23 protein-coding genes are annotated in these 24,739 nt (G+C 56.8%); 13 read left to right on the top strand and 10 right to left on the bottom strand.

Annotation, left to right across the window (positions count from 1 at the left end):
* Nucleotides 1-465 precede the first annotated feature (465 nt).
* The gene (locus KHP07_RS00115) at nucleotides 466-1,818 is read left to right on the top strand and encodes an O-antigen polymerase (RefSeq protein WP_214496379.1); all 1,353 of its coding nucleotides are present in this window, start codon (nucleotides 466-468) and stop codon (nucleotides 1,816-1,818) included.
* Between the two features lie 291 nt (nucleotides 1,819-2,109).
* On the opposite strand, the gene KHP07_RS00110 is transcribed toward KHP07_RS00115, so the two are convergent.
* Nucleotides 2,110-2,739: an aspartyl/asparaginyl beta-hydroxylase domain-containing protein gene (locus KHP07_RS00110; RefSeq protein WP_214496378.1), complete on the bottom strand. Its 630-nt coding sequence runs from the start codon at nucleotides 2,737-2,739 to the stop codon at nucleotides 2,110-2,112.
* Between the two features lie 371 nt (nucleotides 2,740-3,110).
* Between KHP07_RS00110 and KHP07_RS00105 the strand changes: the two genes are divergently transcribed.
* Nucleotides 3,111-3,443, top strand: coding sequence for a ComEA family DNA-binding protein (locus tag KHP07_RS00105; protein WP_214496377.1), 333 nt, complete (start codon nucleotides 3,111-3,113; stop codon nucleotides 3,441-3,443).
* A gap of 19 nt (nucleotides 3,444-3,462) precedes the next feature.
* Here the strand turns inward: KHP07_RS00105 and KHP07_RS00100 are convergent, their stop codons facing one another.
* Entirely contained in the window at nucleotides 3,463-4,041 is a 579-nt protein-coding gene (locus KHP07_RS00100; protein ID WP_214496376.1) for a TetR/AcrR family transcriptional regulator, read from the bottom strand.
* Between the two features lie 133 nt (nucleotides 4,042-4,174).
* Here KHP07_RS00100 and KHP07_RS00095 point away from each other — a divergent pair, with 133 nt between their 5' ends.
* Both KHP07_RS00095 and KHP07_RS00090 read left to right on the top strand, forming a co-directional pair.
* Nucleotides 4,175-4,819 (top strand): GntR family transcriptional regulator, encoded by a 645-nt coding sequence (locus KHP07_RS00095; protein ID WP_214496375.1) that lies wholly within the window; start codon nucleotides 4,175-4,177, stop codon nucleotides 4,817-4,819.
* A gap of 15 nt (nucleotides 4,820-4,834) precedes the next feature.
* Complete coding sequence (locus tag KHP07_RS00090; RefSeq protein WP_214496374.1) at nucleotides 4,835-5,683, top strand: urea carboxylase-associated family protein; 849 nt, start codon at nucleotides 4,835-4,837, stop codon at nucleotides 5,681-5,683.
* Between the two features lie 8 nt (nucleotides 5,684-5,691).
* Here KHP07_RS00090 and KHP07_RS00085 read toward each other — a convergent pair whose 3' ends face one another.
* Nucleotides 5,692-5,859 carry a DUF2897 family protein gene (locus KHP07_RS00085; RefSeq protein ID WP_012722955.1) on the bottom strand — a complete coding sequence of 56 codons (168 nt, stop codon included), beginning with the start codon at nucleotides 5,857-5,859 and terminating at the stop codon, nucleotides 5,692-5,694.
* A gap of 112 nt (nucleotides 5,860-5,971) precedes the next feature.
* A complete protein-coding gene (gene eat / locus KHP07_RS00080; protein WP_010211919.1) occupies nucleotides 5,972-7,336 on the bottom strand; it encodes an ethanolamine permease in 1,365 nt (454 codons plus the stop codon).
* Between the two features lie 411 nt (nucleotides 7,337-7,747).
* Here eat and kdpF point away from each other — a divergent pair, with 411 nt between their 5' ends.
* From kdpF to KHP07_RS00050, 6 genes are all read left to right on the top strand, one after another.
* Entirely contained in the window at nucleotides 7,748-7,837 is a 90-nt protein-coding gene (kdpF, locus tag KHP07_RS00075; RefSeq protein WP_003218754.1) for a K(+)-transporting ATPase subunit F, read from the top strand.
* A gap of 9 nt (nucleotides 7,838-7,846) precedes the next feature.
* Nucleotides 7,847-9,541 carry a potassium-transporting ATPase subunit KdpA gene (gene kdpA, locus KHP07_RS00070; RefSeq protein ID WP_214496373.1) on the top strand — a complete coding sequence of 565 codons (1,695 nt, stop codon included), beginning with the start codon at nucleotides 7,847-7,849 and terminating at the stop codon, nucleotides 9,539-9,541.
* A 15-nt stretch (nucleotides 9,542-9,556) separates the two neighbouring features.
* Complete coding sequence (gene kdpB / locus KHP07_RS00065) at nucleotides 9,557-11,614, top strand: potassium-transporting ATPase subunit KdpB (RefSeq protein ID WP_502937524.1); 2,058 nt, start codon at nucleotides 9,557-9,559, stop codon at nucleotides 11,612-11,614.
* A gap of 64 nt (nucleotides 11,615-11,678) precedes the next feature.
* Nucleotides 11,679-12,224, top strand: a complete 546-nt coding sequence (gene kdpC, locus KHP07_RS00060) for a potassium-transporting ATPase subunit KdpC (RefSeq protein WP_078047528.1) — start codon at nucleotides 11,679-11,681, stop codon at nucleotides 12,222-12,224.
* 124 nt (nucleotides 12,225-12,348) lie between these two features.
* Nucleotides 12,349-15,000 (top strand): DUF4118 domain-containing protein, encoded by a 2,652-nt coding sequence (locus KHP07_RS00055; RefSeq protein WP_214496371.1) that lies wholly within the window; start codon nucleotides 12,349-12,351, stop codon nucleotides 14,998-15,000.
* Between the two features lie 37 nt (nucleotides 15,001-15,037).
* Nucleotides 15,038-15,727 (top strand): response regulator, encoded by a 690-nt coding sequence (locus KHP07_RS00050; protein WP_078047530.1) that lies wholly within the window; start codon nucleotides 15,038-15,040, stop codon nucleotides 15,725-15,727.
* A 114-nt stretch (nucleotides 15,728-15,841) separates the two neighbouring features.
* On the opposite strand, the gene KHP07_RS00045 is transcribed toward KHP07_RS00050, so the two are convergent.
* On the bottom strand, nucleotides 15,842-16,879 hold the full coding sequence (locus tag KHP07_RS00045; RefSeq protein ID WP_214496370.1) for a patatin-like phospholipase family protein: 1,038 nt from the start codon (nucleotides 16,877-16,879) through the stop codon (nucleotides 15,842-15,844).
* A gap of 217 nt (nucleotides 16,880-17,096) precedes the next feature.
* On the opposite strand from KHP07_RS00045, the gene KHP07_RS00040 reads away from it, so the two are divergent.
* The 3 genes from KHP07_RS00040 (at nucleotide 17,097) to KHP07_RS00030 (ending at nucleotide 19,082) form a co-directional block, all read left to right on the top strand.
* Nucleotides 17,097-17,375, top strand: a complete 279-nt coding sequence (locus KHP07_RS00040; RefSeq protein ID WP_024074187.1) for a hypothetical protein — start codon at nucleotides 17,097-17,099, stop codon at nucleotides 17,373-17,375.
* 57 nt (nucleotides 17,376-17,432) lie between these two features.
* Nucleotides 17,433-18,194: a CHAD domain-containing protein gene (locus KHP07_RS00035; RefSeq protein ID WP_214496369.1), complete on the top strand. Its 762-nt coding sequence runs from the start codon at nucleotides 17,433-17,435 to the stop codon at nucleotides 18,192-18,194.
* A 90-nt stretch (nucleotides 18,195-18,284) separates the two neighbouring features.
* Complete coding sequence (locus tag KHP07_RS00030) at nucleotides 18,285-19,082, top strand: acyl-CoA thioesterase (protein ID WP_078047532.1); 798 nt, start codon at nucleotides 18,285-18,287, stop codon at nucleotides 19,080-19,082.
* A gap of 2 nt (nucleotides 19,083-19,084) precedes the next feature.
* Here the strand turns inward: KHP07_RS00030 and KHP07_RS00025 are convergent, their stop codons facing one another.
* The 5 genes from KHP07_RS00025 to KHP07_RS00005 all read right to left on the bottom strand — a co-directional run.
* Entirely contained in the window at nucleotides 19,085-19,447 is a 363-nt protein-coding gene (locus KHP07_RS00025) for an Mpo1-like protein (protein WP_078047533.1), read from the bottom strand.
* A gap of 176 nt (nucleotides 19,448-19,623) precedes the next feature.
* Entirely contained in the window at nucleotides 19,624-20,058 is a 435-nt protein-coding gene (locus tag KHP07_RS00020; RefSeq protein WP_214496368.1) for an Imm50 family immunity protein, read from the bottom strand.
* A 52-nt stretch (nucleotides 20,059-20,110) separates the two neighbouring features.
* The gene (locus tag KHP07_RS00015) at nucleotides 20,111-20,503 is read right to left on the bottom strand and encodes an Imm50 family immunity protein (RefSeq protein ID WP_214496367.1); all 393 of its coding nucleotides are present in this window, start codon (nucleotides 20,501-20,503) and stop codon (nucleotides 20,111-20,113) included.
* Nucleotides 20,504-21,190: 687 nt separating this feature from the next.
* Nucleotides 21,191-21,823 carry a hypothetical protein gene (locus KHP07_RS00010; protein ID WP_214496366.1) on the bottom strand — a complete coding sequence of 211 codons (633 nt, stop codon included), beginning with the start codon at nucleotides 21,821-21,823 and terminating at the stop codon, nucleotides 21,191-21,193.
* A 2-nt stretch (nucleotides 21,824-21,825) separates the two neighbouring features.
* Nucleotides 21,826-24,739: RHS repeat-associated core domain-containing protein (locus KHP07_RS00005; RefSeq protein WP_214496365.1), on the bottom strand; the 2,914-nt coding region annotated here is incomplete at its 5' end.

The following is a 24,739-nucleotide window of genomic DNA, read 5'->3' as shown; positions in this document are numbered from 1 at the left end:
TGAACGTACGCTCGTATTTATTCTGGATGCGTAATCATGCCCGTAGTCGCAATGCCAAGGGCAGTGGAGGCCCCAACAAACCGATTCACCCAAAGCTGCGCAAGGATGCTCGGCCCGGGTGAACAGCATCAATTCCTTTCAGTGAGCCGTTCTAACCGTTCTGGGCACAGATATTTCGCTGAACGGTCAAGCCTTCACGGTGCATCTCTCGCCACAGAGCACGTGCTAGAATGTCTCGGTGGTTTCTTGTGAAAGAATAGTGTTCTTCTTTGACCGGTATGTCGCATCTAGTGGCTTTGCGGATTTTAGACAGAGATAACTGAAATGAAGAGGGAACGCGAGGCGGTGCGAGATCTAAAGTCTTTCTGCAAAGAAGGCCCTGAGACCGTTACATGTATATTTTTTCAATGACAATAGGGTAATTGTAATGCCCCTATTCATACGTCTCACAATATCGGTAAAACAATGAGTCCAGATGACTACATCCTAAAAGCAATATCAATTATGATTAGCCTCATGATACTGCCTTTTGCATATTTGCTTAAGATAAAATGTAAATCCTGGGTGGCGCCGTCGGTGGTATTTACGTTGTTTTGGTTTTTGTTGACCTTTTTACCCTTGGTCGTGATGTTCAGTGTTCCTTCGAACCCGTTCGCAATGGTTTATATATTTGCGTGCTTGTTGGCATTTTCAATACCGTCCCTATTGACGACATGGAAGTCAAAAAATACAAAGAACGAACAGAAATCAATAGCGTCTGCGGATATATATAACGGTTCATTTTTGACGATTTCTTTCTATTCAATGCAGATCGTTGTGGTGCTTTGTATTTTCATCAATTTATCCATCCAGGGGTATTCTCCTTACGATTTTCTAACCGATTTGACTGGAACAGCTTATAGATATTTGAATGATCGCTACAGTGGCAATATTGAGGCGAATTTCTTTTCACGTACAGGAACCTTGCTTAATTATACCGCCAACTGTATTGGCGGTTTGATCATAGCAGGAAAAACAAACCCGAAAAAACTGCTCGTTTTTTTATTCAGTTTCGTTCCGGCCTGCCTTTACATGGTGGTCTACGCAGATAAAGGGACCTTGTTCCAATGTGCTGCATTTTTTTACTCTGGTGTGCTGGTAGCCAGGATAAGTTCCGGCGATTTTTCCCTCACCAACAAGAAAACAAATCGTGTGATTTTTTTCTCTTTAATCTGCTTGCTGCCCATACTCATTCTATCTTTTTTGGCAAGAGGCATTGGTGGAGGAACCACCGAGGAAACCATAGATAAGCTACTGTACTACTTTTCGTCTTATGCTTTTGGGCATTTTTATGCTTTTTCGGATTGGTTTTCCAGTGTTTACTCTGGCTACTCAATTGCTCACTTCGCTGATAGCGGCGAAAATACTTATGGGTTGTACACATTCATGGCTCTCTTTAAAGCGCTAGGCAGTACCGCCTTTATTCCAGAGGGCTACTACGATGAATATTACAACTTCAACAATATTATTCAGTCTAATATATATACAATGTTCCGTGGTACTATTACTGACTTCTCTGCTTTCGGTGCATTGATGTACTTTCTATTGTCAGGTTTGTTTTTCAACGCTGGGTACATCAGCATGCTGAAGAACGCCAGGCCGATATTTTCACCCGCTATTTACATGTGTTTCATCGCCTATACTTACTCATCATTCCTAATAAGTATCATGACATGGAACAGTATTTTTGCTGTTTTTATATTGGTATCCCTGCTCCTTTGGATAAACCGAATTGCGTATGGAAAGCGCCTGGTTTTGCGCTCCACTCAAACCCACTAAATTCTGCCATGTCGGGTTTGATCGAACATTAAGTTCGTCGCCCGACGGGTGGGTTGATAGTTTTCGATTGAGTGCCGGGAGCCAGCGATGGTGGGCCTCTACATGAGTCAGGCGTACCAGGTCCCCAATCCAGCGTGCTCGAAACGAATACTCACGTCTCCAGGGGGGTGAATATTTTCGGTACATGTCCGGAGACCCATTCCATGGTAGCAACGCTCAGCGACGAGGCGACTTACCAATCTAACCGGCTATAGAAAAGCTAGCGTTCCCGAAGGGTTGGCTAGCTAGACGTTACCTATTTTGCTTGGTCACCATTCTTACGATGTAGCTCATGCGGTCTAGAATGGTTGCTGGCTTTGTGAAAATGTCACGCAAGACCTTAAAACCCATGATGATTATGAATTTAGCTAAGTGAAGCCTTACTGCCATTGTCATCTTAGGGAAGTACTTTTCTGTTTCGGGGGCGCGTTTGACATCAATAACCAAATGAACGCGTTCTACATCGCTTTCGTTCTGTGCGGCGTGGAGTCCTGACGTATCAAGCGCCCAAACTTCATTCAGCTTAAGTTGGTAACGAATGTGCTCAATTTCCAAAAAAGCAAGAGGGTTTGTTTTCAGTGGTATATGGAGTCGAGATATTCCAAACAGTAGATTTCCCGATTGGTCTCGATGAGCATGCTGTTCTGAACGCGGTGCCATGTTGTAATAATTCACCATGGCGACGTTTTTCATGCCGATTTTTTCCAGGTGTGATCTCAAGTAGGGTAGTTCTGATAAACGATTGGCTCCACGCAAATCGAAGACCCTGACGCCCGTCCAGGCGTCGGATCCTGAGTACGCAGGCGTAAGCTCCTTAGCACACACGCGCTCAAATTCCTCGAAGAAGGCTGCGGAGTCAGCCGTCTCGTCGATTTTGAACATGCATTTGTACGCTCCCATTTTCCCCTCCCCATCTTCCTAAATTCCTACAGTATGCGCTAATTTTTCAAATGCGGAAATCTCTAGGCACACTTTTTATAGAGCGGGGCTCAATTAGCAGGGCAGTTATACCTAACTAAATTACTCGCGCTTCAACGATATGTATGTGTTTATCGAGTCAATGATGGTGGTAAGCAGGTAAAGAAGTAAATAGGTGAAATGAGGCCAAATATGTTTGCGTGGGTGGGTATGCTCAGATCGGTAGTACTTACACAATGTAACGTTCTCCGTTTTGACGATTTGAATAGATCGTCTAAGTTTCGAGTGCGGCTTCGGAAAGCTGCCTTCGCTTAGTTAATTCATGGAGTGTCACAATGCAAAATATCTATCTAACCTCTCTTATGTTCGCGTTCCTCACTACCCTGTCCTTCACCACCACCGCGGCACCGTCCATCAAACCGGAAGCCACGACTCCCATCACCGCCCAGGTAGTCAAAGCAGAGCAATCCGTCAAGGTCAATCTCAACGCCGCAGACGCCGAGACATTGCGCCGTGATTTATTCGGCATTGGTGCCTCGAAAGCCAAGGCAATTATCGCCTACCGCGAAAGCAATGGCCCGTTCACGGCGGTGGATGAGTTGTTGGAAGTGAAGGGGATTGGCAAGGCGCTGCTGGAGAAGAACCGCGATCGGCTTGTCATCAACTAAGCCAATAAGGGGAGGCCGGTCATTGACCGGCTTTTTCATCCTTTGCAACCTGGTTTTTCAAGCTGTCGCGCACCACGTCCAGGATGCGCATCGCCAGTGACTTGTCCTCGACACTCCGGGCTAGTACCAAGGCTCCTACCAGTGTCGACATCATCACCAAGCCTTGCGCGTCAGACTGTCCATTCCCCAAGGCTGTTTCAATCTGCTTGAGTCGAGCGCCGAGTACTGCATCTGTTGTTGCACTGTGCTGGCCTCTCAGGCCTAGCTCAGAAGACATGGTCGGCAACGGGCAGCCTTCTGCCGGCGAGGTCAGGTGCCACTCCGACAGGTAGCTGTCAATGAAGGCTTCCAGCGGCCGCTCTTGGCTGAACAGCTTCTCGCAATGGGCATCCAGCTCGGTCGCTGCGGCCTGGAGGGCCTTTTCCACCAGTTCGTCCTTGGACCTGAAGTGCGCGTAAAACCCGCCATGCGTCAGGTTCAGCGCTTTCATCAGCGGCTGCAGGCCGGTTGCGCCGATACCGTCGCGGCGAAAGCGTACTGAGGCTTCCTTGATGATGCGTTGGTGCGTCTGGGCTTTGTGGTCGGATGAATAACGCATAGGGACGGCCTCGGTGACAGGCTGACATTTTAACCAACTTGATTTGATTTACACCCATGTCCTGTTCGTTAGCCTTTGGCACGAAAAGTGGTTACCTCTATGTGGAAGATTGTTCAACAATCGTGAGGTAGCCATGACACTCAGTTTGTCTTTAGCCGACCAGATTGCCCTGGAGCTGCGTGCTGACATCATCGGCGGGCGACTGCTACCAGGAATGCCCTTGGTCGAAATGGAACTGGTGAAGGCCTATAACGCATCGCGTAACACTATTCGTGAAGCGTTGCACCGATTGGGGCAGGAAGGCTTGACCCGTTATGTGCGCAATCGAGGGGTGATGGTCCGGCGGTTGGCGCGGGAGGAAGTGCGTGACTTGTTTGTCGTCCGTCGCACCCTGGAGTTGCAGGCCATCGCCCACAGCGGCCCTCTGACAGAAGATCAATCCCGACGCATGCAGAACGCCATCGACGCCACCACCCTGGCCCGTGAGCGAGAAGACTGGCGTGCGGTCGCTACCCACAGCCTGGTGTTTCACCAGCATATTGTCGGGTTGATGCACAGCCCGCTGTTCGATGAGTTTTTTGCCCAGGTGATCGCCCAATTGCGCCTGGTGTTTTGCGCCGCGCCCGATGAGCAGCGCTTCCAGTCGCCGTGGCTAGAGCGTGATCGTGAAATTTACACCTTACTGGCCCAGCAGGATAAAACGGCGGCAGGGGAGGCGATGAGCCTGTACCTGGAGGATTCGGAACATCTGTCCCTGGCCTTGTTTAACCACCCTTGATCGAGGATCTGCACCATGTACAAAGACTACCCGGCCGCTTATCAGGTCAGCAAAGGTTCGGCGTTGCAGGTCGACACGCCGTTTTACGAGCGTATTCGTGATCGAAAACAGCAACGCACATTGATCGAGCAGTTTGAAGTGCCGATCCGTACGGGCAGGGCGTGGAAGGTGCCGGCCGGGCATGTGTTTCGTGTCACCACGCCGGTGGGCCCGCAGGTGGGTGACTTCAACGTGTGGAACGCCAACGACCCCCGCGAGCGTTTGTGGGCGGCGCGTACGCGTCAGCTGCAAGGTGCCCATGTCAGCACCCATGACCGCTTGTGGTCGAACCTGCCATTCCTGCGGCCTTTGGTGACGATCACCGATGACAGCCTGGCCAGTTACGGCATCGATGAGCACGGCGGGCGTCTGCATGATTTGCTGGGTACGCGCTGTGATCCGTATGTGAACCGCATGCTCACTGGCGAGGACTTCCATCACCATTGTCACTCGAACCTGACCCGCGCGGTTTTACCCCACGGTCTGACGGAATTCGACGTGCATGACGTGCTGAATATTTTCCAGTGCACGGGCCTGAATCATGACGACATGTATTTCATGAAAGCCTGCCCGGCGCAGACGGGCGATTACCTGGAATTTTTTGCCGAGATTGATTTGCTGTGCGCGTTGTCGACGTGTCCCGGTGGGGATTTGTCGCTGCCGATGTGGGGGCCTGAGGCGCAGGATCCGCTGACGGTGTGCCGCCCGCTTGGGGTTGAGATCTATAAGCTGGAGGATGAGTTGCTGAACGGCTGGAGCCAGCCGGAACGTGCTGCCTACAAGGGGCAGCACGGTTTGCATATTGCCAAGGCGGCTTGGGAGTAACCCAAGGTTCAGCGATCCTGCGCATCCTTGGCATCCGCCTGGGCGTTGCGCTCGGCCACGCGCTTGCGTTGTTCGTCGGTGAGTTCCACTTTGTTGGCGCTGTCACGCAGCATCATCAGTCCACCGACGATCGACCCGATGGCGACCACTAAAATCAACCATGCATACCACGGCATAAGGCTCTCCTTGAGGCAGATTGCCGTGGGAGAGTTTTCCCACGGTAATAACTGCTTTGAGTGACGGGCTTTCTTACTAGTTCAGTGTAGGCCCGTTCTGCCTCGTAGTAGATCAGAGCCCGGTCAACATCGCATCCGCCGGCGCGTCGGCACGGTCTTGCGCGGTCATCTGGAAGTAGGCGAACCCCACCACCATGAAACCCAGGAAGATCAGCCCGATCAGCGCATTGAACCAGGCCATGGCCACCAGGCACACCACCGCCAGCACCAGCGCAATGCCCGGCACGATTGGGTAACCCGGAGCGCGGAAGGTGCGTTCCAGCAGGGGTTCGGTCTTACGCAGTTTGAACAGGCTAAGCATGCTCATGATGTACATCACGATGGCACCGAATACCGCCATGGTGATCATCGCCGCAGTCAGTGTCATGCCGCCCAGGTTGATCAGGCCGTCGCTGTAGATCGCCGCGATACCCACCACGCCGCCGGCGATGATCGCCCGATGCGGTGTCTGAAAGCGTGACAGCTTGGCAAGGAAAGATGGCAGGTAACCGGCGCGGGCCAGGGCGAAGAACTGGCGCGAGTAGCCGAGGATGATGCCGTGGAAGCTTGCCACCAGGCCAAACAGGCCGATCCATACCAGCATGTGCAACCAGCCGGAGCTGTCGCCGACCACGGTTTTCATGGCTTGTGGCAAGGGGTCGTTGATGTTGGACAGTGTGCGCCAATCGCCCACGCCGCCGGCAAAGAACATCACACCCATGGCCAGGATGACCAGGGTCAGGATGCCGCTGATGTAGGCTTTTGGAATGGTGCGCTTCGGATCTTTCGCTTCTTCGGCGGCCATGGCTGCGCCTTCGATGGCGAGGAAGAACCAGATGGCGAAAGGAATCGCGGCAAACATGCCGGCAATCGCTGGTGCGCCAAAGGTGTCGGAGCCGGCCCAGCCGTTGAGGGCGAAGTTGCTGAAACTGAAGGCGGGTGCAACCACGCCCATGAACACCAGCAACTCAGCGACGGCGAGCACGCACACCACCAGCTCGAAGGTGGCGGCGAGTTTCACGCCGAGGATATTCAGGCCCATGAACACTATATAGGCGCCCACGGCCGCATGTTTCGGGTCCAGTGCGGGGAACTGCACATTCAGATAAGCGCCGATGGCCAAGGCGATGGCGGGTGGCGCGAAGACGAATTCGATCAGTGTCGCGAGGCCGGCGATCAAACCGCCTTTTTCTCCGAAGGCCCGCCGGCTGTAGGCAAACGGCCCGCCGGCGTGAGGAATGGCGGTGGTCAGCTCGGTGAAGCTGAAGATGAAGCAGGTGTACATCGCGGCCACCATCAGGGAGGTCACCAGGAAGCCCAGCGTCCCGGCGACGCCCCAGCCATAGCTCCAGCCGAAGTATTCACCGGAAATGACCAGGCCGACGGCGATACCCCATAAGTGCAGGGTGCCCAAGGTGGGTTTGAGTTGAGTGTTCATTGTGTTGCTCCCTGAACGGTTTGGAATGATTCAAGGTGTTGCAGCGTGCATGCCAGGCTGAGAATCATTGTCGTAAAGCGGTGCAAGTGTCGCCGCGGGAACGGTTTGGCGTTTGAATTTCCCCTGTGTTGCACCAGATAAGTGCTGTGTTGACTCAGCCGGCGCCTTCGCGGGCAAGCCCGCTCCCACATTGGAGCGTGTATTTCCTGCTGAAACGCGGGCGAGTGTGGGAGCTGGGCGTGCCCGCGATGAGGCCCTTGAAGACCCCACACCTACCCCTGTAAACCCCGCATAAACCCACTCTTTACGCCTTCTTTACGCCCTGCCTACCCCCTCGCTCTCGTTCCTTTACGCCACTCCTGCCGACAATTGCCCTACACGCGGCACTCGCCGCTAAACGGAGAGACTTCCATGAGCGTTCTGGACGGGGTGTCACTGCTATTGGCCGTGGCGCTGTTCATTTATCTGCTGGTTGCGCTGTTACGCGCGGATCGGAACTAGGAGCGGGCTATGCACAGTTATGACTATTGGCTGATCATCGCCTTCTTCGCCGTGGTACTGGTGCCGGCACCGTTCCTGGGGCGGTTCTATTACAAGGTGATGGAGGGGCAGCGCACCTGGCTCACGCCGGTATTGGGCCCGGTGGAACGTGCCTGTTATCGCCTGTCGGGCGTGGATGAGCAGCAGGAACAGAGCTGGCAGAAGTACATGCTGGCCTTGCTCGCGTTCAACCTCGCGGGCTTTTTGATGTTGTTCGCGATCCTGCTGTTCCAGGACTACCTCCCACTGAACCCGCAGAAATTGCCGGGGCAGGAGTGGACCCTGGCCTTCAACACCGCGGTCAGTTTCATGACCAACACCAACTGGCAGTCCTACAGCGGTGAGGCATCCCTGAGTTACCTCAGCCAGATGGCCGGCCTGACGGTGCAGAACTTCGTCAGCGCGGCGACCGGTCTGGCGGTCTTGGTCGCGCTTTGCCGTGGGATCGGTCGCAAATCCACCAAGACGCTGGGCAACTTCTGGGTCGATATGACCCGCGCCACGCTCTACGGCCTGCTGCCGTTGTGCCTGGTGCTGGCGTTGTTCCTAGTGTGGCAGGGCGTGCCGCAGACCTTCGCTCACTACGTTGACGCCGTGACAATGCAAGGCGTGGATCAAGTGATTCCCCTGGGCCCGGCGGCGAGCCAGATTGCGATCAAGCAATTGGGCACCAACGGCGGCGGCTTCTTCGGTGTCAACTCGGCGCACCCGTTTGAAGACCCGACGGCCTGGGCCAACCTGTTTGAGTTGGCGGCCATCATTCTGATTCCGGTGGCGCTGGTGTTCACCTTCGGCCACTACGTCAAAGACCTGCGTCAGAGCCGCGCGATCCTCGGCTGCATGCTGGCGCTGTTCCTGATCGGCGGCGCGACCTCGTTGTGGGCCGAATACCAGCCCAACCCGACCTTGAGCAACCCGGCCGTGGAGCAGACCGCGCCGCTGGAAGGCAAGGAAGCCCGCTTCGGCACCACCGGTACGGTGCTGTGGTCGGTGACGACGACGGCGGCGTCCAACGGTTCGGTCAACGGCATGCAGGACAGCCTCAACCCCCTCAGCGGCATGGTTGCGCTGGTCAACATGATGGTCGGCGAAGTGATCTTCGGCGGCGTCGGCGCCGGCATGTACGGCATGCTGCTCAACGTGTTGATTGCGGTGTTCCTCGCCGGCCTGATGATCGGCCGCACCCCGGAATACCTGGGCAAAAAGCTACAGGCCAAGGAAGTGCAATTGCTGGTCGTGACCCTCTTGGTGATGCCGGTTGGCGTGCTGGTGCTCGGCGCCATTGCCGCGAGCCTGCCCGGCCCGGCCGGTGCCATCAGTAACCCTGGCCCCCACGGTTTCAGCCAGTTGCTCTACGCCTACACCTCGGCCAGTGCCAACAACGGCTCGGCATTTGGCGGTTTCAGCGCCAACACGCCGTTCCACAACCTGATGCTGGGCCTGGGCATGTTGATCGGCCGCTTCGGCTACATCCTTCCGGTACTGGCCCTGGCCGGCAGCCTGGCGATGAAGAAGACCGCCCCGATCGGCCAGAACAGCTTCCCGACCCATGGCCCGCTGTTCGTGACCCTGTTGACCGTGACCATTTTGCTGGTGGGCGGCCTGACTTTCCTGCCAACGCTGGCGTTAGGTCCCATTGCTGAACACTTGAGCATGGGCTTCTAGTAAAGGGATATGAAAATGAATATGCCTGCAAAAAACGCGGCTCCGGCGCACACCCAGGAACCCGCCAAAACCGCCATCTCCGCCCTGTGGCGCCCGGCGCTGGTCCAGGCGTTCGTCAAGCTGGACCCGCGTCAACTGCAACGCTCGCCGGTGATGCTGGTGGTCGAGTTGACCGCCATCCTCACCACCGTGTTGTGCTTCGTGCCCGACACCAGCGTGCCGACCTATGTCGCCGTGCAAATCGCCGTCTGGCTGTGGTTCACCGTCCTGTTCGCCAACTTCGCCGAAGCCTTGGCCGAAGGGCGTGGCAAGGCGCGTGCCGACAGCCTCAAGGCTGGCAGCGAAGGCCTGAGCGCACGTCGCAAGGAAGCCGATGGCAGCTTCAAGGTCGTGCCGGCCACCGGCCTGCGCAAAGGTGATGTGGTGCGCGTTGCCGCCGGGGAAATGATCCCCGGTGACGGCGAAGTCATCGAAGGTATCGCGGCGGTCAACGAAGCCGCGATCACCGGTGAGTCCGCCCCCGTCATCCGTGAATCCGGCGGCGACCGTTCGGCCGTCACCGGCAACACCCGACTGGTATCGGACTGGCTGCTGATCCGCATCACCGCGAACCCGGGCGAGTCGACACTCGACCGCATGATCGCCCTGGTGGAAGGTGCCAAACGCCAGAAAACCCCCAACGAAGTCGCGCTGGATATCCTGCTGATCGGCTTGACCCTGATCTTCCTGTTGGTGGTGGTGACCCTGCAGCCGTTCGCCCACTTCGCCAGTGGCAGCTTGCCCCTGGTGTTCCTGGTCGCACTGCTGGTGACGCTGATTCCTACCACCATTGGCGGTTTGCTCTCGGCCATCGGTATCGCTGGCATGGACCGCCTGGTGCGTCTCAACGTGATCGCCAAGTCCGGCCGTGCCGTGGAAGCGGCGGGGGACGTGCATGTGTTGCTGCTGGACAAGACCGGCACTATCACCTTTGGTAACCGTCGGTGTGCGGCGGTGGTCGCGGCGCCTGGCGTCAGCGGCAGGGAAGTCGCCGAAGGGGCGTTGTTTGCCTCGCTGGCGGATGACACGGCGGAAGGTAAATCCATCGTCGAATACCTGCGCGCCTTGCACCCTCAGGCCGAGCCGACTGCGGACGAGCTGACGGCCGTGCCGTTCAGTGCCGAAACCCGGCTGTCCGGCGTTGATTATCAGGGCCGCGTATTCCGTAAAGGCGCGGTGGATTCGCTGTTGGCGTTCATCGGTCTACAACGTCGCGACCTGCAGCCCGCGCTGTCGCGGGAAATCGACAAGATCGCCCAAAGCGGCGGCACCCCGTTGCTGGTGTGTGCCGATGGCAAGTTGCTCGGCGCGATCCACCTGAAGGACGTGGTCAAGCCCGGCATCCGCGAGCGTTTCGCCGAACTGCGCAAACTGGGCATCCGTACCGTCATGGTCACCGGCGACAACCCGCTGACCGCCGCCGCGATTGCTGCCGAAGCGGGCGTGGACGACGTGCTGGCTGAAGCCACGCCAGAGAAAAAACTCGCCCGCATTCGTCATGAGCAGAACGACGGTCGCCTGGTGGCGATGTGCGGCGACGGCGCCAACGACGCCCCGGCGCTGGCCCAGGCTGACGTCGGCATGGCGATGAACGATGGCACCCAGGCCGCTCGCGAAGCCGCCAACATGGTCGACCTCGACAGCGACCCGACCAAGCTGCTGGACGTGGTGCAGATCGGTAAGGAATTGCTGGTGACGCGCGGCGCGCTGACCACCTTTTCCATTGCCAACGACGTGGCCAAGTACTTCGCGATCCTGCCGGCGCTGTTTGCCTCGATCTACCCGCAACTCGGCGTGCTCAACGTGATGCACCTGCAGAGCCCGCAGAGCGCGATCCTCTCGGCCATCGTGTTCAACGCGCTGATCATCGTGGTGCTGATTCCCCTGGCGCTGCGCGGTGTGCGCGTGCAGGCGGCGAGTGCGGCGGCGTTGCTGCGGCGCAACCTGTTGATCTACGGGTTGGGCGGGATCCTGGTGCCGTTCGTGGGCATCAAGGCGATCGACATGCTGTTGACTGCGCTGCACCTGGTTTGACCCTATTCCTGTGGGCGCCCGGTGGGTGCCCACAGGTTGCAATGACCGAATTGAGGAATCCGATATGTCCAACATAATCCGCCCGGCCCTGAGCCTGCTGGTGCTCATGACCCTGATCACCGGCGTCGCTTACCCGTTGGTAGTCACCGGCGTCGCCCAAGTGGCGTTCCCGAACCAGGCCAATGGCAGCCTGGTGCGCGACGACAGCGGCAAAGTGCGCGGCTCCCGCCTGATCGCCCAGGATTTTACCGGTGACAGCTGGTTCCATCCGCGCCCTTCGGCCGGCGCGTTTGCCACGGTTTCCAGCAGCGCCAGTAACCTGGGCCCAAGCAACCCGGCGCTGGCCACGCGCGTCTTCGAGGATGCGAACAAACAGTGGGTGCCCAGCCAGGGGCCTGTGCCTTTGGCGTCGCTGACTACCTCTGGCAGCGGTCTTGATCCACACTTGCCACCACCGGCGATTGCCTATCAACTGGCGCGAGTGGCGGCGGCGCGGAATGTGCCGGTGTCGACCTTGCAGCGGTTGCTGGATGAGCACATCGAAAGTCCGCTGGTGGGCCCGCCGGTGGTGAATGTGCTGGCGCTGAATATGGCCTTGGAAAAATTGTAAGCAGTGAAACCGCTTCGCGGGCAAGCCCGCTCCCACAGGGGGATGCATTCCAAATGTGGGAGCGGGCTTGCCCGCGAAGGCGGCCTTAAGCGCAACCAATAAACACCTGAAGGAACCCCCGAGCATGAGCGACTCCGGCCGCGCCGACGCCCTCTTAGCCGATCTGCCCCGGGACGGCCGTGGCCGGCTCAAAGTTTTTCTCGGCGCCGCGCCAGGGGTGGGCAAGACCTACGCCATGCTCCAGGCCGCTCACACGCAGTTGCGCCAAGGCGTGCGCCTGATTGCCGGCGTAGTCGAGACCCACGGCCGTGCCGAGACCGAAGCCTTGCTCAGCGGCCTGCCGCAACAGCCTCTGCTGCGCAGCGAATACCGCGGCGTGATGCTCGAAGAAATGGACCTCGACGGCCTGCTCGCCGCCAAGCCCAAGCTGGTACTGGTGGACGAACTGGCCCACAGCAACGCTCCCGGCAGCCGCCACGAAAAGCGCTGGCAAGACATTCAGGAACTGCTCGCCGCGGGCATCAACGTGTTTACCACGGTCAACGTCCAGCACCTGGAAAGCCTCAACGACCAGGTGCGCGGCATCACCGGTGTGCAAGTGCGTGAAACCCTGCCGGACTGGGTGCTGCAGGAGGCTGACGAACTGCTATTGATCGACCTGCCCTCCCGCGAGTTGTTGGAGCGCCTGCGCGACGGCAAGGTCTATGTGCCGGAGCAGGCCCGCGCAGCCATCGATGCGTTTTTCACCCAGACCAACCTCATGGCCCTGCGCGAGTTGGCGATGCAAACCGCCGCCGCCCACGTCGATGATGATTTGGCCCAAGGCTATCGCCAACTCGGCCAGGCTGCGCCAGCGGTGCGCGGTCGATTGTTGGTGGGTGTGGATGGCGACGCGCAAGCCGAGCGCCTGGTGCGTCATGCCAGTCGCGTTGCCCAGCGCCGGCATCTGCCGTGGAGCCTGGTGCATATCGATAACGGTCGAGCGCGGGATGAGCAGTCGCGGCTACGCCTGCAGAATGCCCAGCAACTGGCCGAGCGCCTGGGCGGTGAGGTGGTGCTGTTGCGAGCGGGGGAGGTGGCGAAGACGCTGATCCAGCACGCCGCCGAACGCCGTGCCAGCCTGCTGCTGGTGGGGCAGTCACGGATGCGTTGGCGGCGTCGCTTGTTCGGCGGTGGCCTGGCCGCGCGTTTGCTGCGCAATGCGCGCGGTCTGGAAATCAACGTGCTCGACAGCGATGACATCCCCGCACCGCCACGCTTGCCGGATGTGCGCGGGCTGGTGTGGTTCGACTACGCACTGGCGGTCGTGGCGACGGTGGCGGCGGCGGCAGTGGCCTGGGCGGTGTCCAGCGTCTTGCCGCTGCCGAACATCTCGCTGGTGTTCCTGGCCGCCGTGTTGCTGGTGGCGGTGCGCAGCAGCCTGGGGCCGTCGCTGGTGTGTGCAGCCTTGTCGTTCATGACCTACGACTTCCTGTTTATCCCGCCGAATTTTTCCTTTGCCATCCAGCGCGAGGAAGACGTGCTGACCCTGTTGTTCTTCCTGTTGATGGCAGCGCTGACCGGCAACCTGGCCGCACGTCAGCGCCGGCAGTTGCAGGCATTGCGCGACACGCAGGAGGAAACCAGCGAGCTGCTTGACCTGTCACGCAAACTCACCGCCGCTACCGATCGCCAGGCCGTGATCAGTGCCGCAGCGCATCATTTGCAAGGCTGGAGCGACCTCGATCTGTGCCTGGTCAATCGCGATGGCCAGGGCGGTTGGACGATCGAGACCGGTGGCCCGTTGACCCTCACCGAAGCCGAGCGCGCCGCTGCTGACTGGGCCTGGCAGCATGATCAGCCAGCGGGCATGGGCACCGGCACCTTGCCGTTCGGGCGTTGGTGGTGGTGGCCGTTGTCGGGCGAAGAAGGCCCCTTGGGTTTGCTGGGTGTCAGCCCCAAACCCGGCCTGGAATTGAGCGGCCAACGCCGGCGCTTGCTCACTGCCTTGAGCCAACCACTGGCCCAGGCGCTGGCGCGGGCGCAATTGGCCCAGGAACTGGAGTCCGCGCGGCTGCACGGCGAAACCGAGCAACTGCGCAGTGCCTTGCTGGCTTCGGTGTCCCACGATTTGCGCACACCGCTGACCTCCATGCGCGGCAGCATCGACAGCCTGCTGGCACTCGGTGAGGCCATCCCCCTGGAGGATCGCCGCGAGCTGCTGGAAGGCACCCGCGATGAGGCCGAGCGCCTCGATCGTTATATCCAGAACTTGCTGGACATGACGCGTCTCGGCCACGGCGCGTTGAAACTGGCGCGGGATTGGGTGTCGCCAGGCGACATCGTCGGCAGCGCCCTCGGCCGTCTACGTGCGGTGCTGGCACCGTTGCAGGTGGGTACCGATGTGCCGCCCGAGTTGCCCTTGTTGTATGTGCATGCCGCGTTGATCGAGCAGGCACTGGTCAATGTGCTGGAGAACGCTGCACGATTCTCGCCGGCTCAAGGTCGCTTGCAACTGAGCGCCGGCGTGTCGGACAACCAGCTGTTTTTTGCCGTGGCCGATGAGGGGCCGGGAATTCCCGAGGACGAGCGCGCGAAAATTTTCGACATGTTCTACACCGCTGCACGCGGTGACCGAGGCGGGCAGGGCACGGGCCTGGGCCTGGCGATCTGCCAGGGCATGGTCGGAGCCCACGGTGGGCATATCAGCGTGGCCGACGGTATTGAAGGGCATGGCACCTGTATCACCTTGTTCCTGCCCTTGCCGACACAGCCTGGCCTGGAGCGCGAGGCATGAGCTACCCTGTTTTCTTCACGGATTTTGATTGGACACCATGAGCCAGACCTCGACGATTTTGGTCATTGACGACGAACCCCAGATCCGCAAATTCCTGCGCATCAGCCTGGCCTCCCAAGGTTACAAAGTGATTGAGGCCGGCACCGGCAACGAAGGCCTGGCCCAGGCCGCCCTGAGCAAGCCGGATTTGCTGGTGCTCGACCTTGGCTTGCCGGACATGGACGGCCAGCAAGTACTGCGTGAGTTCCGCGAATGGTCGACGGTGCCGGTGCTGGTGCTGTCGGTACGGGCCAGCGAAGTGCAGAAAGTTGAAGCCCTTGATGGCGGCGCCAATGACTATGTGACCAAACCCTTCGGCATCCAGGAATTTCTTGCCCGGGTACGCGCGTTGTTGCGCCAGGCGCCGGCGGGCGAAGCCCAGGAAGCCGCCCTGCGGTTTGGCCCGCTGACGGTGGACCTGGCCTATCGCCGGGTGCTGCTCGACGGTGCTGAAGTGGCGCTGACCCGCAAGGAGTACGCGGTGCTGGCGCAACTGGCACGGCATCCGGGGCGGGTGATAACCCAGCAGCAACTGCTCAAGGACATCTGGGGCCCGACCCATACCGAAGACAGCCACTACCTGCGTATCGTGGTGGGGCACCTGCGCCAGAAACTGGCGGATGACCCGACCCAGCCGCGGTTTATCGTGACCGAGGCGGGGGTGGGTTATCGGTTGTTGGGCGGATAGATTTTCGGCGCTTGCTCTGGCGTCATCGCAGGCAAGCCAGCTCCCACATCCAGAATGCATTCCCCTGTGGGAGCTGGCTTGCCTGCGATGGCGCCATCGGCGACACCACGCATTTCAGCGCTGCTCACTCTCATACCGATCCAACGTATCACTGGCAATCTCCCGCCCCAGGGCGATCAATTCCGGCGCTTTGTAGAATTCGAAAAAACGGCACACCCGCTTCGGCACGTTGATCAGCACATCCGGCGGATACCCGGCAATCTTGTACTGCGCCAGCGACGTCTGCATCACCTCGAAGCTCTGGTTGATCAGGTCCAGCAGCGACGCCGGGCCGACGTTATCGATGATGAACGACCCGGTCGCCGACTTCGGTGCGCCGGGCTTTTCCGGTGCGGCGGCAGGTTGTTGGGATTCCGGCTCGGCGGACTCCAGCCACGGGTTGATCTCAGCGGCCTGCGCCTCCAAAGCCTCCTGCTCCAGCTTCATCAACTGTTCGGCCTGCTTACGGCGAAATGGCAGGTGCGAACCGAGAGATTTCGCCAGGTTGTTGAAGCGACTCTTGAAGGCGGGCGGGCGTTGGATCATGGGCAACTGGTAGTGCTTCTGGTTGGTGGCGTTGAGGTTGACCGCGATGATCAGGTCGCAATGGCTCGACACCACCGGCACGATGGGCAGCGGGTTGAGCAGGCCGCCGTCCACCAGCATGCGATTGCCTTGCATCACCGGGGTGAAGAGGCTGGGAATCGCCGCCGAGGCGCGCATGGCCTGGTGCAGGCAGCCTTCCTGGAACCAGATTTCCTGCTGGTTAGTGAGGTCGGTGGCGACGGCGGTGTAGGGAATGCGCAGTTCTTCGATATTGATCTCGCCGACGATCTTGCGGATCTGGCCGAAGACCTTCTCACCGCGAATCGCACCCAGGCGAAAACTGACGTCGACCAGGCGCAGCACGTCGAGGTAGTCGAGGCTCTCAATCCAGTTCCGGTATTCATCCAGCTTGCCGGCGGCGTAGATCCCGCCGACCACGGCCCCCATGGAACAACCCGCGATACAGGCGATGTCGTAGCCACGCCGTTCGATTTCCTCGATCACCCCGATATGGGCGTAGCCCCGGGCCCCGCCGGAGCCCAGCACCAAGGCAACACGTTTTTTCATGGACCATGTCCTCCCCAAGGCAGGTGCCCACAATGCACCCATGAGGGGCCGGCTTCAATCTTCGTGGCGGCCTGCAATATTTTTCCTGGGTAGCGGTGCTGCTCGGGTATGCTCTGGTCTCTAGGTACTACCGATTTCAGGCTAAGGACAGGCACTTTTCCATGTAGGCAACGTCTACAGCGTACGACTGTTTTTTCTTTATTTTGAGGTGTCATCGATGAAAGCCTGGATGTGTGTGCCTGTGATCATGTTGGCCCTGGCCGGTTGTGCCGGGAAAACCGCATACCGCGACAGCTGCGGCACCCAATTGGACGCGGCCTGGAAAGAACTGGACCTTGCCAAGGCTGAAGGGTTTGCTGGCACCGTGAGCTACTCCAAGGCCTTGTCGCTGTTGACGGGCGCCAAAACCCAGCAACAATTTGAAGCGTTTGAAGGCTGTTCCAACAAGGCCGAGAAGGCGCGGTTCTATATTCGTGAGTCGCGTGCCGGGCGTTGACCTGTAGGGGCGACCTGGAGTCGCGAGTAGAAATTTTCATCAGACAGTGAGGGCAGGATGTCAGCTTTGGTCGATCAGTTAGTCGCTCAGGTCATTGGCCTGGAAGTAGGGTTACTGAGCTGCCAGGCTCGCCTCGCCGCCGTCACCGACGATGAAGCCCTGCATGACCTGCGCACCACTGTGCGCCGCTTGCGCAGCCTCTTGCGCCCTTTGCGCGGGCTGCCTGGGGTTGAACAGCTTGAGTTGGCTGCCAGCACCATCGGCCAACTGACGACGCCGCTACGCGACCGCGAGGTGCTGGCGGCGTATTTGCACCAGCATGGCCATCACGAAGCCGCCGACCGGCGCCTGCGCCTGCAACCCAATGCCTATCGCCACGTGGCGCAAAGCCCGGAACTCGCGCATCTGCTGTTAATCCTCGATGCCTTTCCGCGTTTCATCCGTGCTTCCGAACACCAGAAACTGCTCAAAGGCCTGCGCCCGCGCATTGAAAAACGCCTGGCCAAACAGTGGCAGAAACTCGATGAGGCCCTGAAGGATCCGGACCACGATCGCCATCGCCTGCGGTTGCTGATCAAGCGCGTACGCTACGCCGCCGAGGCCTACCCCGAATTGGACAAGTTGCCCACCAACGCCATGTCGCGCCTGAAAAAGGCCCAGGGCGCCCTGGGGGATTGGCACGACTGCTGGCAGTGGCTGATCCAGGCTGAGCACCAGCCGGATTTGCAACCGTGTGTCGCGACCTGGCATCGAACCATGGCCAAGGCTGAAGGCCAGGCAGATCGGGTGCTGGACAAACTCAGCGCCGATTGTTTCTAAGCCGGTCCGGCATTTGGCCGGAATAGGCGCTGTACCTGTCGGGCGCGATGGTTAAGATCCATCATCTGTTCCTTTTGATGTGAGACCACCATGCGCTTTAGTGATTTGCTCGACGCCGCCCGCAGCAACCCGCTGGATGTCACCATCCCTGCCGAATGGGCCCAGGGTCGCGCGACCTTTGGTGGTCTGGTGGCTGCTTTGCAATACGAAGCCCTGCGCGCCCAGGTGCCAGCCGATCGTCCGCTACGGTCGCTGGCCATCACCTTCGTCGGCCCTGTAGCGCCAGACGTTCCTGCCAGTTATCAAGTCGAAGTGTTGCGCGAAGGCAAAGCCGTCAGCCAACTGCTTGGCCGCGTGATACAGAACGGTGAAGTGGCGACACTGGTGCAGGCCAGTTTCGGCGCGTCCCGTGAGTCAGAGATCGCTGTCGAGAGCGAAGCGCCCCCGGTGTTCAAACATTGGGATGAGTGCCAGGAACTGCCCTATATCAAGGGCGTTACCCCCGAGTTCATGCGTCATTTGGCGATGCGCTGGAGTGTCGGTGGCTTACCCTTTACTGGCAATAAATCCCGGGACATGGGCGGTTGGGTTCGTTTACGCGGCGATGTCAAAGAAGAACCCCTGACTGAGGCGCATATTCTCGCCCTGGTTGACGCTTGGCCCCCAGCCTTGCTGCCGCACCTGAAAAAGCCGGCTCCCGGCAGTACCCTGACCTGGACCATTGAATTCATCCAGCCCTTGCAGGATCTGACGACCCTCGACTGGTGTCAGTATTACGTCAACATCGAACACGCCCGCGATGGCTACGGCCATGCCGCTGCCGCCCTCTGGAGCCCGACCGGCGAGTTGATCGCCATCAGCCGCCAGACCGTAGTGGTCTTCGCCTGACCTCAATGTCGGTGGCGCTGCCGCCAGGCGCGCCACCAGCCGCCGCTTAGTACAAAGCGCGGAAAAGTCACGAACTGCTCGACCACCAGACGCTGCACCGCATCTTTACGGTCACTGAACGGCTCACTGGCCTCGGCTTCCAGGCTATGGCCATGACGCTGCAACGCCAGGCCAGCCAATATACCGACCACCCCCACGGCAAAACTGGCCAGGTTCAGGCTGAACACCCCGGACACGATCAACAGAAACCCGATGATAAACAGCGGCACGGCAATCAGATGCAACGCCAGGTTGGTCGGGTGCTGATGGTTCTGCGGGTAGTTACGCCATTGCCAGGCGGGGAGATTGGGATGACGTTTGCCCATGATGGTGAATCCTCTGTCCGTTGAAATAGCATGGAGAGAGTTTAGGTGGGGTTGGGGGGAGGGGCGAATTGGGGCTGGCTATGGGGGTCATAGAGCACATTTTTGTACCAAGCCTCGTTTGCGCCCCAATTATGCATTTTATAGTAGATCGGTCACCAAAATAATTGCCGATTTTATTAGTTTTCGTGAGTTGTAATTATAGTTGTTTTGAAGTGGTGGTTGCTTGCGGCGTTCATGTAAACATTCGGTCCACTGAGCTTGATAAACTTTGCGTTGAATTTTATAGAGGCGTTTTCACTGATTGCTTCAAATGTGTGGTAGTTGTCGTCTACATTGATTTTTACAATAAGCTCTTCATGCTTGGGAATGTTTAATATCTTCAGGTGTTCAATGTCGTTGCAAATTATCCCGACTCTACACATATTGTAACCTTGGTTTTTCCATTTTTCTGGCAGATTATCTGGGAACTCGGATATGTCAAAATTCAAGTTGATACAAGATTGATCATTTTCTATCCTTAAAGAAAAAAGAGATATCTTTCCAATTTCAACGGGGTAGGTGAAGATTTTACTGAAAAATGTGCTGTTATCTAGCTCGTTCCAGTTTTTCATTTTAGAATTCCGTATAAAAAGGTTTTCTTATTGAGGTGGTTTTTTAAAATTCTTATTTTTTGTCTTTTGTATAGACGTTTGGACTACAAAGGAATATGGTTTTTGCATTGAGTTCAAGTAAGGAGTTTTTGTTCATGGCTTGGAGTCGAAAGTGATCGCCTTCTTTTTTTATTTTTAGAGAAAAGTCACCTCGATTAGGTATGTTTAGTATTTTTAGATTGCTAATACCATAGCAGTCAATGCCAAGCCTGCAAACGTTGTAACCTTTATTTTTCCATTTTTCCGGTAGCGTATCTGGAAACTCGGGTATATCGAAGCCGATTCCCAGAGCCGGGCGATCATTGTCTATTTGTAGAGAAATTTGAGCGATATTACTTATCTCAACAGGTTTGCTAAAGATTTTTTCAAAAAATATATTTTTATCTACTTCATTCCAGAATTTCATTTTTTCTCCTGAAAAAAGTGTGCTCTAGTGCGAATGGCTTTGCCGTTCGGGGTCGTTTAGAAGGCCATAAAATTGAGGGGCTCCAATGCCATCCGCTCTGCTGTGTTTTGTGCCAAGTAGAGTTTCTTGTGGTTTTAATTACTAGATTTGAAAGGTAAGTATCACTCTCAAAAGACATGCCGGCTATCCAAATTGGATTTTTTTTGGGTTATATAGGTATGCTGCGGTATTGTGGGAAGTATCCGTAGAGCTTGAGGGGTATCGTTAATGTTAATTAAGTTTGCGCTGTCGATAGAGGCGCCTAAAAAATCAAAACACTTTTAGTGAGTGGTTTGATTGTATTTGCAAGTAATTTCATTGATTGTTTCAATATCAGGATAGCTCGTTTTTACGAACCTTTCAGTTGGCTGGAACACGTTTTTTTCGTGCCTTTAAATATATAGTGTGTTCCGTTTTTTTTCTATGAGTCCATGCATCGATATGTGTACTTTTTTGTGTCGTGCTCAATGCCATCGCTTCAAGGTAATTTTTTAAATTTTTTAAAGCCGTGTTTAGGTCTATTTATTTGATTTGGCAGCCTTATGCCACCGAGCTGTTCGGGCACGAACCTGCGCGGCCTAACTTTCTGCTTTTCTGAGAGAGCGTACAGGTGAAGTGAACAACGTGAGTGTCACGCTTTTGAATCCATTACCTGTGGATATATTCGTAGACACCTTCCTGCTGAATTTCTTCCAAATTCATTTCTTTGATTATTTTTTCCAAAAAAGCTAAGTGTTCTGCGTGGCAAATTAACTGGGCAACACCATGTGTTTCTGCATCATAGAATCGGAAAGAAAAAGAGCTCTCATCTGATAGAATCAGTTTGAAGTCGTCAGTTTTTGAAATGTACGTGAGTGTGCTCAGGTTGTGCCATAGGTGTTCAAGGCTACTGTTAGTATTTAGCATAAGTGTTACAGATGTGCGGTAGCCTGCCATGCTATCAGGATCTATTCGAAATGGATCGCGATCTAAATTAGTTATTCGTGAGTAGATGTTTGTATGGGCGTTTTTTCGTAAGATGTCTCCTGGATTTGATTTTTTAGTAAATGTTTTTTGTAGAATGTATTCTTCGCTCTTACTGTAGCAAGGTGATAGATGGGTATGCCACCGTACAATTTTTGGCCATCTTTTTGTAATCGAAGAGCTGAACTCACACCAGGTTTTCCATACCCCCGCATAATCTTGATGTAGCAGCGTTATCGTTATATAGGTCTCATCGTTGCTAGGATTAATTTGGTCCCAGGGATGGATTCCTATTTGTCTGATGAATACTGTTTTCATTTTTATCTCTTAAAGTATGAGTGATTATCTACGTCGTTTTTTAACGGTATTGATTGTTCGTCAATTCTAATCTCGGTGTTGAAGTGCGGACCAAGGTTACCTTTTTCATGACCCAATGAGTGTTCCCTAATTTCAATTTGGCGTTTTTTTAATTCGAATGTATACACTCTCCCCTCCATGTATCGCTCCTGATCAGTAATCTTAACTCTGCTTACTAGCTTTGGATGTTGGGTCTTTGGAATTTCGGCTATTGCTTTTGCTCTCTTGAACGCGCCATTTCTAGATAGTTTGGTATCAAAGCCTCTGGGGAGCTCAACGTCACCCTCACTGACTTTGACGTTTTCCGCCGGATTTTCTGGGCGATTTGTGGGTTTACATCCATCCTCCCCCGGACACCTGCTCAGCCCTAGCGGATCCACCCAACCCGTAGGGTTGGGCACGTACTGGTAGGCGTTAACCCCACCCGCCAACTTAACTGGATCTTGCGTGAGGTAACGACCAACATCCGGATTGTAGTAGCGATGGCGGTTGTAATGCAGTCCGCTCTCTTGATCGAAATACTGGCCCTGGAAGCGCAGCGGGTTGTCGACTTTTCCTATGTCGAGACGGGTGATTTCGCCGTAGGCGCGGTAGTGCGCGGACCAGACGATTTCGCCATCCGGGGCGGTGAGTTCCTGTGGGGTGCCCAGGTGGTCAAGTTGGTAGTGGTAGGGCTTGGTTTCTTTTGGGCCGAAGCCTTCCAATAAGGCCAGCGGGCGGAAGCTGTCCGGTTCGTAGAGGTAGCTGCGGTGGCGGTTCGCGTGGTGCTCGGCGATGAGTTTGTCGCCCTGCCAGAAGAACTCGGTCGTTATGTCATCAACGGTTTTGCTGATGCGGCGGCCAAATGGGTCGTAGCGGTAGCTGGCGGTCTGGCCGTTGGGCGTCTTAACGCCGATCAGCCGATGCTGGCAGTCGTAACGGTATTCGGTGACGAGTTGATGGCCTTTGCCGCGTCGTTCGCGAATGAGGTTGCCGAAGGCGTCGTAGTCGTAGTGGTGGTCGCCCTGGATCATCAGGCGGTTGCCGGCGACGATGTCGGGGCCGGGGCGGTTTTGCATGAGCAGGTTGCCGGCGGGGTCGTGGCCGAAGCGTTCTTGCTCGTCTTGGGTGTGGTCGGCGCGGGTGAGGCGGCTTAGGGGGTCGTAGTGGTAGCGGTGGTCGCCCTTGCGGGTGTCGAGCAGGCGAGTGAGGTTGCCGGATTTGTCGTAGTCATAATGACGGCGGTATAGCGGGCCTTCGGCATCGGCGATGCTCTGGGTGAACAGGCGTCCCTGGTGGCCGTGTTGGTAGTGGCTGAGCAGTTGGCCTTGTTGGCGTTGCTGTTCGCGACCCGCAGTAAAGAGGTGCGAGGTGAGTACTGCGCCGTTCAGTTCGACGGTGGCGAGGTGACCGCCTTTGTCGTGATTGAACGTGAGGCGGTTGTTGTCCGGCAGGCGTAGGTTTCGAAGGTTGCCGCAGGCGTCGTAGCCGTAGCGCAGGGTGCCCCAGCCTTGGTGTTCGGCGGTGAGGCGGTTTTGAGCGTCGTATTCGTAGGCCAGGGCCCAGTGGTCGTCTTCGACGCTTAGGAGATTGCCCTGGCGGTCGTAGGCGTAGTCAACCTTGTTGCCATCAGGCAGGGTTTTTCTTACGAGTCGACCGGCGTAGTCGCGATCGTAGCGGGTAACCAGCTGACTGCCGTCATCACCGTGTTCGGTCTTTTCCTGCAGGTTGCCATTGAGGTCGTAGACGTAAGCCGTGCGCTGCCCGTCAAACCCGCTTTCCTGCTGGATCAGGCCGTTGCTGTGGTACTGGAGTCGGTAGGTTTCGCCAACCTCGTTTTCAATTTCGGTCAGCAATAACCGCACATTGTCGTAACGGTATTTGACCTGGCTGCCATCAGCGTTGATGCGCCGGCTGATTAGGTGCAAGCCGTCGGCGTATTCGTAGCGGGTGACGTGGCCGAGTTCATCCCGTTCGGCGGTGATTTTTCCGTAGGGGTTGTAGCTGTATTCCCTGAACTCGCCGCCTGGCTGCACAACGCGAATCAACCGACCCACGCTGTCCCACTGATACTGGGTCAGCGCGCCATGCTCATCCTCCCGAGCAATTTGTCGCCCAAGATCGTCATAGCGATAACGCTTAATCCCACCATTCGGCAACTGCTCCTCAAGCAACTGCCCACGCTCATTCCACACCAGTCGCTGACAGCTATGATCCGGGTACCAAACCCCAACCAGCTGCCCGTATTTGTTGTAGCTGTAGTCAGTCACATGACCGTCAGGATCGACCTTGCGAACAACATCGCCCTGGTCATTGCGCTCATACTTCCAAACCGCTTCACCCCGCCTTACAACCCGTACGAACCCGTTGTCATGCTCGTAGGTCGTTGGCTCATCGTCCCCCGGAAACAACGCCACCAAGCGCCCAGCTTCGTCGTACTGATACGCCGTGATCGCGCCCAGCGGATCCTGCTCAACCGTCAGCCGCCCGTTGGCATCGTAGGACTTGAAGTGCTCGGCCCCGTCCGGATCCACCCGCTGCACCAGCCGTGCGCGCTGGTCATGCACGTAGACTTCCTGGCTACCATCGGCGTTAAACACCGTGACCTGCCCGTTGTCGTCCCAGGCATACCGCGTGTCCATCTGCGAAAAGCTCGCCCAATGCCGGACACACCGCGCCGCCTTGCCAGCCCGCTCCCACTCCCAGTAGAAACTCGCCCCACCGGCCAAGCCGCGCTCAAGAATGACGTGCTGATCGTCGTACCGATAAATCTCGCTTTCGCCGACAGCGTTAGTCGCTGAAATCAGTCGGCCAAGGTCGTCATAGGCGTAGGAAACAACCGTCTGTTCCGTCACCCAAACATACGGACCCTCGTCCACGATGCGTTGAATTTGGTAG

Origin of the sequence: Pseudomonas sp. VS40, assembly GCF_018587885.1 — a bacterium.
Taxonomy (GTDB): domain Bacteria; phylum Pseudomonadota; class Gammaproteobacteria; order Pseudomonadales; family Pseudomonadaceae; genus Aquipseudomonas; species Aquipseudomonas pergaminensis.
Note: the sequence above shows the minus strand (reverse complement) of the source record. Positions and strands in the feature narration are given on the sequence as shown.